The sequence below is a fragment of the Bacteroides sp. 43_46 genome (assembly GCF_001915455.1).
Classification (GTDB): domain Bacteria; phylum Bacteroidota; class Bacteroidia; order Bacteroidales; family Bacteroidaceae; genus Bacteroides; species Bacteroides caccae.
In genome coordinates, this window is record NZ_MNQN01000141.1 from 75,872 (window position 1) to 88,580 (window position 12,709).

Below are 12,709 nucleotides of genomic sequence, written 5' to 3' on the forward strand. Positions count from 1 at the left end.
GTTATCTCACATTTTAGAAGTTAATATTCAATCCGAAATAAACGGAAGTCATATCCGGATAATTGATTTTCAGATCCTCACAGTTCATATATTTCACATGATCCAGCGAGAAAAGATTATTAGCTCTCGCATATACCTGAATCTTCTCCATCTTCACCTTCTTCGCCCAAGAAGAAGGAAAATTATAATAAACATTCAGGTTACGAAGTTTAAAGTAACTTCCGTTCTCCAACCATTGTGTACTATTTCTGAAATTATTGGCATTATCCAGCGTGGTCAAACGAGGAACATTTGCAATATCTTTCGTATCTTCCGTCCAACGGATTTTGTCGTTCAGATACCAGTTTGAAATATTGGTATTGTTTCTCAACGGCCAGTACACGCTTGCAGTATTCAACATCACGCTATAATGCCCTACCCCTTGGAAGAGAGCGTCTACCCCAAAACCTTTATACTCAAATCCTAGGTTGATACCATAGTAAATCTCCGGTATGGCAGTAGAATATCCTATCGCCTTCTGATCATTACTGTCAATTACTTTATCACCATTTAAATCCCTATATTTGACATCCCCCGGACGTACTTCCGAGAATTTCTGTACAGGGCTGTTCTTAATGTCCTCCTCATCTCTAAAATAACCGATCGCTTCCCAACCGAAACATTGTCCGATAGGATAACCTTTCTTAGACAGATAGCCATACGGTTGATACCCCTCACCATTCTCTATGACTTTACTTTTAGCATAAGAGAAATTAGCACCGATGTAGTAGCTGAAGTTTTTATACTCTTTTTTCCACATAGTAGAGAGTTCTGTTCCTTTTGTTTCCACTTTTCCCGCATTCATCTGGGGAATGGTAACTCCGATTGCAGAAGATATCAACCCGCTTCCGTCAATTAAAATATTAGAGCGCTTGTCATAGAAACCATCAATAGAAAAAGTCAACCCTTTGAGCAAACTCATATCCAAACCGATATTATATTTATCTGCCACTTCCAAGTCGAGTTGCTCCATTGCCAGCACTCCCTCCTTCAAACTGCTTCCGGCAGAGGTATTCCCAGCCTGAAAATAATAGGAACCGCTTCCTATCCAATATTGCTTATCCATGTCATAATCATAGATATCATATCCGGAACGCCCGTAAGAAGCGCGGAGTTTCAAATAATCAAAAGCGGAGATTCCTTTCATGAAATTCTCGTTCGAGAGTATCCAGGCTGCGGATATAGCAGGATATGCACGATACTTATCGTTCTTTCCCAATACGCTACTGCCGAAACAGTTAGCAACAACATCCACCATATAACGATTATCAAAATTATAACCTACGGTTCCGATGATGTACTGACGGTAACGGCTATTATTAGCTCCCGTCAGAGTCATTGATTCCTGGCGGAACATGGCACTGGCAGTAAAATCATGTTTATCCCATGTCCGGTGATAATTGACTTTCGCTTCAAAGTTGGCATGTATATATTGATTAGCCAATCCTTTGTTGCTGATTTCCAATTCATCGTTAGGATTTCCGTAATTCGTATAAACCGGTTCTCCGTCGGTACCTTTCTCAATGGTCTGATACATAAAGCTTTTCTTGGCTGTTTCCTGATAAGTTGCATTATTATCATAGGCAATAGCAAGTTCAGCGCTCAGTCCGCGAGTCAATACAGACAGATCTTGTATCAATCGCAGATCTGCTTGCAGCATTCGCTGATTCAGCTTATAATAGCCTACGTCCGCCAGATTGGCTATCGGGTTTGTTTTCAGCACATTATTACTACCCCAGAGTCCATTCTGAGTCTGTACAGGGAATGCGGCAGATGGAGTATTGAATATCTGTTCAAACAAAGTAGCCTCCGATGTGGTAGGGCGTTTCGTTTCACGCAGCATACCAAGCATATTCAGTTTCAATTTCGTTGCATCTGTGATATCTACATCCAAATTCATGCGAAGATTGAGAAAATACTTTTTCATCTGGGAATTATAACGATCAGTGTAGTCAGTGTACTTGGAATTCAACAGTCCCATATCATTCTTATAGTTCAAGACACTGAAATAGCGCAGCCTCTTACCTCCCCCGCGGAAAGTAATATCCAGTTGATGACTGGTCGTATGATTACGCAACGCTTCCTTCTGCCAATCAACATTCGGATAAAGATCGCTATTACCTCCGGCCAAAAAAGAAGCTTCATCCATATCCGGTTGCAGGCCATCATATCTCAATGCTTCATTCCGGGCTTTTGCATATGTATAAGCATCGGCAAATTCCGGTTGGTTTACGGGCAGACCTAAACCAAACTTATAGTCTACCTTGATCTCTTTTTTACTGTACATACCGCGTTTGGTAGTTATCAGCACCACGCCGTTGGCGCCTCTACCTCCCCAAAGAGCAGTAGCAGCACCGTCTTTCAATACGGATATTGATTCTATTTCCGAAAGATTGATATATTCGATCGGGCGGGCAAAACCGTCTACCACAAATAATGGCGTATCTCCATTCAAGGAGCCACGACCACGTACATTTAAACGTGATTTGTCGGTTCCCCAACTCGTATTTTGCATCACAGTCAGTCCCGGCAACAGGCCATATATTGCATTGTAAGGACTCGTAGTTGCATTTTTATCCAATTCGTCCGAATAAATGGTAGATACCGCCTGTGTCTTCCGTAACTCGGTTGTCGTCTGAGTTCCCAGATCGACTGTCTTATCTTGTCCTTCATTATTTTGAGCTATCCCTGTAGTGGCAAACGCCAACGAGAAAGCTACGATATAAAGTGATTTATTCATAATCATTCTTCTTATTATTCAACGATTTGATTATTACCAACCCGGATTCTGAATCAATCCATATTTCTTGTTTATCTCGTCTACCGGTAGAGGTAACAGGAAATATTTGTCATTCCACTTCTCAGGTTTCGCATACTGGCGTGTTTCCGCCATTGCATGAGATACTTTATAAGAAAAGCCGCTCGGCTCACCGGCCGCTTTTTTAATAATCAGACGTGATAGTTGTCCGGTAAATATATCTGCGCGTTTCCAACGTATCAAATCGAAATAACGTACTTCTTCATAACCGAATTCAATGGCTCTTTCACGTAATATCGCTTCGCGCAACGGTTTTCCGGCCGGAACATCTGCCGCCGAAATCGCAGGCATACCTGCACGTTCCCTGGTTTTGTTCAGATAATCATAGGCCGTATTGCCAAACTCGTCACGAACTTCCGCCTTATTCAACTCATTCATCGCTTCAGCCATATTCAAATAAACTTCGGGAAGACGAATTAACGGACAAGAATAGAATTTACCATTCACTTCGTCATTAAAGTTTCGTATGAATTTTCTCATCGCAAAACCATTGTAGCTCATTCGCCCATCTTTATAAGGTGACTGGGTGGTTCCTTCAAAAATCTGTACTTTCTGGGCACCCTTAAACTTATCTCCATTCACAGCAACCGTTTCATACAAGCGGATATCCCTTCTAGGATTTCCCTCCTTATCAAAGAAAGGGAATTTATTATGATCGGGATTATTCCAGTCGAATTCCGTCCCGTCCTTCATCTGAAACATATCGACATAAGTTAATGTAGGAGAAGCAACTCCGTAGCGTACTTGGGCAAACGGAAGTTTCCCCGTAGCATAAGTGGTAAATCTTCTGGAAGAAATCAGAACCTCTCCATTATGACGATTGAAATATCCTGCCGCAAAATCATCGCGAGGGTTACCTGTATTCACCAGTTGATAAACATTCGAATTCTTTTTATTAGCCCGCATAAATTCCAACCCTGCATCCAGTGCTTTCTGCCACCTGTCTGATGAATAATTACCATACCAGGTAAGGAATTGAGAGGAAGCATCACCTTCCAAATAGGGTTTGTCAGCATTAAACAAAGGACTCGCCACAAACTGAAGCACTCTGGACTTTAATGCTAAAGCAGAGGCCGCCGTCATTCGTCCGTCATTATCCGCATCTACCTGCCAAGGTAATACAGAGGCGGCGGCATCCAGCAACCCGATGATTTTCTGTACGGTTTCTTCTACCGTCATGCGAGGAAATTTCATCGCATCTTCTGCCGTATAAGCATGGTCTATCCACGGCATACCCCCATAATAACGGAGCATTTGAGAATAATGATAGGCAATAATTACTTGTGCTTCCGCTTTTCCTATCGCCTTTTCATCCGCAGTCATATCTGTCACTCTATCCACATTTTCAATATAGATATAAGCTCTCCGGATGCCATAAATCGGACCGACACCAATGGTTCTATTATCAACATCCAACCGATATGGAAGATGTTCCAGATAGGCATTTGTTCCGTCTACCGTTCCTGTATAGAACTTAGGTGCTCCTTTTTTTGTCCAGTCACCCAAATCGGTAAGCATTTCCAGCACTCCATATCCCAGACGTCCTTGCATAGGCAGATAATCCGGCAGTGAATGGTAAGTCTCCGCCAATGCCTGCTCAGCATATACTTTCTTGTTAAAGACAGAATCTATATTCTGCTCATTACTTATCGGCTTATCCAAAAACTTCTCTCCGAACTTAAGGTCTTCGCACCCTATCAATGTCAATGCAAAGAGAGAAAGACAGCCCATATACTTTTTATAGTTTTTCATTGTCAGCACTATTAGAAGGTTAGATTAATACCTAAATTATATATCTTAATGATAGGGTAAGAATCCGCATTATTCGGATTACATTCAGGGTCCATGATGTCAAACTTATCAAAGGTCAGCAGATTATAGCCTGTCAGTTTTATACCTAACTGCTGGATACCCAGTTTTTTCAACATCTTCTTATCTGTAAAGTTATATCCTATTGTCACATTCTTCAGTTTCAAATAGGAACCGTCTCGTACCCAAAGAGAAGAAGAACGCATATTGTAAACTGCGTTTGTCTCGGTAAACCGCGGTGTGGTAGCCGTACCGGCTGTTTCCGGTGTCCAACGTGTATCTGCGTGGAACTGCATCAAGCCACGAATTTTACCATTTCCAAAAGGTTCTCTAAAAGCTCCATCCAACAACAAGGAACGCTGTGCGGCACCAGTCCAGTTCATTGTCAGGAAAAAGCCCTTATAATTAATGCCATAATTCAATCCGAATGTATAGGCCGGACGAGTCGGGTTTCCAATAATAGTCTGGTCGTCCGAAGTAATTTCTTCGTCACCGTTCAAATCCCGGTATTTCACATCACCCGGCTTCACGGATACCCCAGGATCGGGCAAGCCAGCCACAAGTTTGCCGTTCTCTCCGAAATCCTCCTCCGTATAAAAACCGTCCGCCACATATCCGAAAAGAGCTCCTACCGGATTTCCCGTCCGCCACATATAAGGTTCATTAGGTTCTACCTCGTCCTGGAAAATAATCTTATTCTTTGAGTAGGAAACATTTGCCTGAATATTATACTGAACCTGACCGATCCTGTCATTCCACTTCACTTCTACTTCATATCCGTGATTTTTCACTTTACCCATATTTACGGCAGGCAGAATCGAGGAAGTCAGTCCCGTCAATAAAGGTATTGTCTTACGATTGATAAGAATGTCCTTACGTTCCTCGAGGAAATAATCCAAAGAGATCTTCAGACGGCTCTTCAAGAAATGAACGTCCAATCCATAGTTCTGTTTCAGCGCAGTTTCCCAAGTCACGTTAGGATTACCCAGACGTTTTTCCAACGCACCCTGGATTAACGCTTTGCTGTTATAACCAAAATTGAAGCCGTATTTATTGTTATTCCACGCGTCTACTCCGCTCAAATTCACATCATAAGAATCCGGCAGGAACAAGAAACGGTTATTTCCAAGGTTATCATTTCCGACCAGACCAACTGAAGCACGGAATTTCAGATAATCAACAACTTTCTGTTGTTTCATAAATGCTTCCTCCGACAGGATGTAACCGATAGAACCGGCAGGAAATGCGCCGAACCTCTTACCCGGAGCAAAATTCTCGGAACCATTATAACCGAAGTTGACTTCTGCCATATAACGGGATTTATAATCATACGTCAGACGTCCTACAAAACCGATGTAAGCGGACGGTACTCCCACCCATTGAGCAGGATAGTATTTTTTACTCTGATTATATAAGAACAATCCTCCGACATTATGAGAACCAAACTTACGGTTATATCTCAGACTTGCTTCCAGATACCAGTCTCTTGCTCTCGAGGAAGTTTCGTCATATTGCAAGCTCTTATTTTCTCCTTTGATCTTATAAACAATATTCTTGTTGAAATCCGGCGAATCATAACCAAGCGACGGGTCCTCCAAAGAAGACTGATAGAAAGGCATAAATTGCTCCACCTGTCCTTTACGTTTCTTAGTAAAACCATAACTCGTATTATAGGCGCCTTTTATCTCTGCTGACAGTCCTTTAGTAATAAAGTCCAATTTCTGGTTCAACAGAAGATCCAAATTCATTGTATTATTAATAGCTGTTGAATAGCCTGTCCCGTAACATTTAGGCAAAGCACTGTTACCCAAATTAATTTTATTATCAAAACGTTCTTCGGGGGTAACTATCAGCTTCCCGTCAATTACTCCCGGGCTGCTGAACGGAGTCGTCTGATTAATCAATGTCCAGATTGAATTAGTCGCATCATTAATCATCGGTTCATTCCGGTTACCTACAATACCACCGATACCAATCTTTAACGTGGTAGTCTTAGTAGCATCAAAATCCAGATTGGCCCGATAATTATACCTTTTGTATTTATAATTATTATCATATCCCACTCCTTCGAACTGTTTCAACAGGCCATTCTGATATAAGAAACCTAAAGATATAAAGTAACGTATATCCTTTGTTCCTCCGGAAATATTCAGGTTGTGTTGTGTCTGCACAGATGTCTTATTCAGCAGATATCTTCTCCAGTCGATACTGGGATACATGATGGGATCATCATTCAGTCTGAATCGTTCAACTGCATAATTATCAAATACCAAATCATTCTCGGTAGCATTTGGCTTGTCATTTGTTATAATCTCATTTCTCAAAGTTGCATACGTATAACTGTCTGCCATTTCGAGCATACGAGTAGGCATCTGAATACCAACCGAAGAATTCACCGAGATTTTCGCTTTGCCCTCCTTACCACGGCGTGTAGTTACCAAAATTACGCCATTTGCACCTCGAACACCGAATACAGCAGTGGCAGAAGCGTCTTTCAGTACTGTCACACTTTCTATTTCATTCGGATCCATTTGATAAAACGAACGTTCCACACCGTCCACCAGGATCAGAGGAGAAGAAGCACTTTCTGTCAAAGACCCTACACCGCGAATAAACACTTTGGGATCTTCCTGCCCCGGTTGGCCGCTGGTTTGTACAGATGAGAGTCCCGTGATCTGGCCTGCCAACGTGTTAGCTACACTAGCATTAGGCGAACGCACCAACGCATCATTACTTACGGCAGAGATAGCCCCTGTCAAAGTCTCTTTCTTCTGTGTACCATAGGCCACAACCGTAACTTCCTGAAGTTCATTTGCTGTTTCTTTTAGAATAATTTTTAGTTGTTTACGCCCGTTCAACGGGACCTCTTGAGGTTCATATCCCATGAACGAGATTTGCAGAACAGCTTTTTGAAGATTGCTCACTTTTAAATGAAAAACACCATTCATGTCGGTGATGGCACCGTTAGCAGTGCCTTTTTCTTTCACATTCGCACCAATTACTTCCAAATTAGATTCATCCAATACAGTTCCCGTTACTGTATTCTGCGCCCATACTAAGAGCGAACAACACATAAGCATTAACGTACTGATGCACCTTTTGCATCTTTTCAGCCTCGTCAGTTTATTCATAATAATAAATTTAAGAATTAGAAATAGAAATAGAAATAGGTTTATTAAAAACACTCGCTGCAAATTAAGTAAATGATACAGTTTTTAAGATACTGATATCATACCAAAAAGGTACAAAATAGTACATAACAAGAAATAATAAGTATTAAAATTAATTGTATTATCCATAGTATCAAGCTATCCCATCAACAAAAAACATCCAATTCATCGTTTCTTATTGACTTTACATACACGAAAAATAAAACTTCAAAGATCAACTCACCAAGTTCTTCCTTCATCGCAAATCTATGCATAAACAATGCATCTTTATTATACTTCATTTTACAGTTCATAAATAAATTAAAATTGAACCATAGATATACTTATTAGATTCATTATTCTCCTTTACTAATCAAATTATTCCCTATCTTTGACTCCCGAAATTCAAACCTAATACAAAAACCCATGAAGAAACAACTGCTATTTTGCTGCTTGGCCACGTTAGGACTAAACGCCATGCAAGCACAAAACTTCAATGAGTGGAAAGATCCGGAAGTGAATTCCGTAAACCGCTCGACAATGCATACTAATTATTTCGCCTATGCATCGGCTGATGAAGCCAAAGCCGGAATCAAAGAAAACTCAAAGAATTTTATGACCCTGAACGGGCTTTGGAAATTCAATTGGGTGAGAAACGCGGATGCACGTCCGACTGATTTCTTCCAGACTAATTTCAATGACAAGGGCTGGGACAACATTAAGGTGCCCGGAGTATGGGAGTTAAACGGATACGGAGACCCGATCTATGTAAACGTAGGATATGCATGGAGAAGCCAGTTCAAGAACAATCCCCCCTTTGTTCCCGTTGAAAACAATCATGTAGGTTCTTACCGGAAAGAAATCACTCTGCCCGCCGACTGGAAAGGGAAAGAGATTTTTGCCCATTTCGGTTCAGTAACTTCTAATATGTACCTTTGGGTAAACGGACGCTATGTGGGATACAGCGAAGACAGCAAATTGGAAGCTGAATTCAACCTGACAAACTATCTGAAACCAGGAAAAAACATCATCGCTTTCCAAGTATTCCGTTGGTGCGACGGCACTTATCTGGAAGATCAGGATTTCTTTCGCTACTCCGGTGTGGGACGCGACTGTTATCTTTATGCCCGCGATAAGAAATATATCCAGGATATTCGTGTAACTCCCGACCTCGACAGCCAATATAAGGACGGGACATTGAATATCTCTGTAGACTTGAAAGGTAGCGGCACAGTGGCCTTAAACCTGACAGATGCACAAGGGAACAGTGTAGCTACTGCCGATCTGAAAGGTTCCGGCAAGCTGAACACTACTTTGAATATTTCCAATCCTGCCAAATGGACTGCCGAAACACCTAATCTTTACACACTGACTGCCACTCTGAAAAACGGCAATAATACCGTAGAAGTGCTTCCTATCAAAGTAGGTTTCCGCAAGATTGAACTAAAGGGCGGACAAATACTTGTAAACGGCCAGCCGGTACTCTTCAAAGGAGCCGACCGCCACGAAATGGACCCTGACGGTGGTTATGTGGTTTCAGTGGAACGTATGCTCCAAGATATCAAAGTAATGAAAGAACTTAATATCAATGCTGTACGTACCTGCCACTATCCGGACGACAACCGTTGGTATGACCTCTGCGACCAATACGGTCTGTACGTAGTAGCCGAGGCAAATGTGGAATCCCACGGTATGGGTTACGGTGACAAGACACTCGCCAAAAACCCAAGTTACGCCAAAGCTCATTTGGAACGCAACGAACGCAATGTTCAACGCGGTTACAATCACCCTTCTATCATCTTCTGGTCACTCGGTAACGAAGCCGGTATGGGACCGAACTTTGAAAAATGTTATACTTGGATTAAAAACGAAGACAAATCACGTGCCGTACAGTATGAACAGGCGAGGACCAGCGAATTTACAGACATTTTCTGTCCGATGTACTACGGCTACGATGCGTGCGTCAAGTATTCCGAAGGCAATATTCAGAAACCGTTGATTCAATGCGAATACGCTCATGCTATGGGTAATTCTCAAGGCGGATTCAAAGAATACTGGGATATCATCCGCAAATATCCGAAATATCAGGGTGGATTTATATGGGACTTCGTAGACCAGTCCTGCCATTGGAAAAATAAAGACGGAGTGGATATCTACGGCTACGGAGGCGACTTCAACAAATATGACGGCTCGGATAATAACTTCTGCGACAACGGTCTGATTAGTCCCGACCGTGTGCCCAATCCGCACGCTTATGAAGTAGGCTATTTCTATCAGAACATTTGGACAACTGTTGCCGATCTTGCTAAAGGCGAAATTAATATTTTCAACGAGAATTTCTTCCGTGACCTTTCCGCATATTATATGGAATGGAAATTACTGGCAAACGGAGAAGTGGTACAGACAGGCATTGTTTCAGACCTGAAAGTAGCGCCTCAGCAGACGGTTAAAGTCCAATTACCTTTTGACACAAAGAATATCTGCCCTTGCAAGGAGCTGCTGCTCAACGTCAGTTACAAGCTTAAAGCTGCCGAAACTCTCCTGCCTGCCGGAACCACCATTGCTTATGACCAACTAAGCATCCGCGATTACAAAGCACCGGAACTGAAACTGGAAAACCAACAGACTTCCAATGTTGCAGTTATCGTTCCTACTATTCAGGATAACGACAGAAATTATCTGATTGTTAACGGTGAGGACTTCACTCTCGAATTTAACAAGCATAACGGTTATCTCTGCCGCTATGACGTAAACGGAATGCAGCTAATGGAAGACGGCAGTCTCCTGACTCCTAACTTCTGGCGTGCACCAACCGACAATGATTACGGAGCAGGATTACAGAACAGATATGCAGCCTGGAAGAACCCGGTACTGAAACTAACTTCTCTGAAACATGCGATTGAAGACGAACAGGCCGTAGTTCGTGCCGAATATGATATGCAGTCAATAGGTGGAAAATTGTTCTTGACTTATACTATCAATAACTTGGGTGCAGTGAAGGTGAACCAGAAAATGGTAGCTGACAAGAGCAAGAAAGTTTCTGAAATGTTCCGTTTCGGTATGCAGTTCCGTATGCCTCTTGCATTTAACGAAATTGAGTATTACGGACGTGGCCCGGTAGAAAATTATTCGGACCGTAATCACGCCGCTATGCTCGGCAAATACCGCCAGACGGTAAAAGAACAATTCTATCCGTACATCCGTCCGCAGGAAACCGGCACAAAAACAGATATCCGCTGGTGGAGACTGTTAAATATCGGTGGTAACGGATTGCAATTCGTCTCAGACGCTCCGTTCTCTGCTTCCGCACTGAATTACACGATCGAATCTCTGGACGACGGCGCCGGCAAAGACCAGCGTCACTCACCGGAAGTAGAAAAAGCCAATTTCACTAATTTCTGTATTGATAAAGCACAAACAGGACTTGCATGTGTCAACAGTTGGGGAGCTATTCCATTGGAGAAATACAGACTTCCTTACCAAGATTATGAGTTAAGTTTTATTATGACTCCCGTCTATCATAAACTAAAGTAAAAAACATAGTTAAAAAACACGGTATCAGAGAACAAGAATACCGAATTTAAAGTACTTTTGCAGCCGGAAACTGATTCTATCAAATCAGTTTCCGGCCTTTTTTCCTTAAACCATCCCTCTATACAAGAGAATAACACACGTGCAACAAAACGCATCAATTTAAAAACAGATAAATAAGAAGTATGAAAAGTAGAATTGTTTTATTTGCATTTTGCTTAGCCCTTCTGTCCAGTTGCGGCAATAAGGGCAATGACACGGGAAAAGTCCCAGAATATGCAGTACAGGAATTACAAAAATCAACTGCAAATCTAACGACAGCTTATCCGGCTACTATTAAAGGTAAACAAGACGTAGAAATTCGTCCGCAGGTTTCCGGTTTCATCACTAAATTATGTGTTGATGAAGGAGCTACCGTGCGCAAAGGACAAGTACTGTTCATTGTCGATCCTACTCAGTACGAAGCAGCCGTACGCACTGCCAAAGCAGCAGTTGCCACAGCCGAAGCGGCAGTGAGCACTCAACAAATGACGTATGACAACAAAAAAGAGCTGAACAAGAAACAAATCATCAGCGACTATGATCTGGCAATGGCAGAAAACTCTCTGGCACAAACCAAGGCACAACTGGCCCAAGCTAAGGCACAACTGACCACTGCTCAGCAGAATTTATCATTTACACAAGTCAAGAGTCCGTCAGACGGTGTAATCAACAATATTCCTTATCGTGTAGGAGCGCTTGTCAGCCCTTCTATCGCTACGCCCATGACTACCGTATCCGAGATCGATGAAGTGTATGTATACTTCTCCATGACAGAAAAAGAATTACTGGCTATGACTAAATCCGGAAGTACCATCAAAGAAGAAATCAGCAAAATACCAACTATCAAGCTGCAGCTGATTGATGGCTCCACATACGCCATGGAAGGTAAGGTAGACGCTATCACAGGCGTTATCGACCAGTCTACCGGTTCGGTAAGTATCCGTGCTATTTTCCCCAACAAGGAACATGTGTTGCGCAGTGGAGGTACTGCCAATGTTCTGATTCCTTACAACATGGAAAACGTTATCAGCATCCCGCAATCGGCAACAGTGGAAATCCAGGACAAGAAATTCGTTTATGTGTTACAACCGGACAACACGTTAAAATATACGGAAATCGGCATTTTCAACTTGGATAACGGAAAAGAATATCTGGTCACTTCCGGATTGAATGCAGGAGATAAAATCGTAATCGAAGGTGTACAAAACCTGAAAGACGGTCAGAAGATTCAACCGATCACCCCCGCACAAAAAGAAGCGAACTACCAACAACATTTGAAAGACCAACATGACGGTAACCTAGCCACAGCTTTCAATTAATA

5 protein-coding genes are annotated in these 12,709 nt (G+C 42.2%); 2 read left to right on the top strand and 3 right to left on the bottom strand.

The window, feature by feature from the left end; all coding sequences use genetic code 11:
• Nucleotides 1-13 precede the first annotated feature (13 nt).
• Genes BHV72_RS18125 through BHV72_RS18135 form a run of 3 tightly spaced genes read right to left on the bottom strand, consistent with a single transcriptional unit; the run spans nucleotide 14 to nucleotide 7,746 of the window.
• Nucleotides 14-2,785 (bottom strand): SusC/RagA family TonB-linked outer membrane protein, encoded by a 2,772-nt coding sequence (locus BHV72_RS18125; RefSeq protein ID WP_286857306.1) that lies wholly within the window; start codon nucleotides 2,783-2,785, stop codon nucleotides 14-16.
• A gap of 27 nt (nucleotides 2,786-2,812) precedes the next feature.
• Nucleotides 2,813-4,609: a RagB/SusD family nutrient uptake outer membrane protein gene (locus BHV72_RS18130; RefSeq protein ID WP_286857307.1), complete on the bottom strand. Its 1,797-nt coding sequence runs from the start codon at nucleotides 4,607-4,609 to the stop codon at nucleotides 2,813-2,815.
• Between the two features lie 11 nt (nucleotides 4,610-4,620).
• Nucleotides 4,621-7,746 carry a SusC/RagA family TonB-linked outer membrane protein gene (locus tag BHV72_RS18135; RefSeq protein WP_138332798.1) on the bottom strand — a complete coding sequence of 1,042 codons (3,126 nt, stop codon included), beginning with the start codon at nucleotides 7,744-7,746 and terminating at the stop codon, nucleotides 4,621-4,623.
• A 495-nt stretch (nucleotides 7,747-8,241) separates the two neighbouring features.
• Here BHV72_RS18135 and lacZ point away from each other — a divergent pair, with 495 nt between their 5' ends.
• Both lacZ and BHV72_RS18145 read left to right on the top strand, forming a co-directional pair.
• Nucleotides 8,242-11,349, top strand: coding sequence for a beta-galactosidase, LacZ type (lacZ, locus tag BHV72_RS18140; RefSeq protein ID WP_122295046.1), 3,108 nt, complete (start codon nucleotides 8,242-8,244; stop codon nucleotides 11,347-11,349).
• Between the two features lie 182 nt (nucleotides 11,350-11,531).
• Complete coding sequence (locus BHV72_RS18145; protein ID WP_005676955.1) at nucleotides 11,532-12,707, top strand: efflux RND transporter periplasmic adaptor subunit; 1,176 nt, start codon at nucleotides 11,532-11,534, stop codon at nucleotides 12,705-12,707.
• Nucleotides 12,708-12,709: the final 2 nt, after the last annotated feature.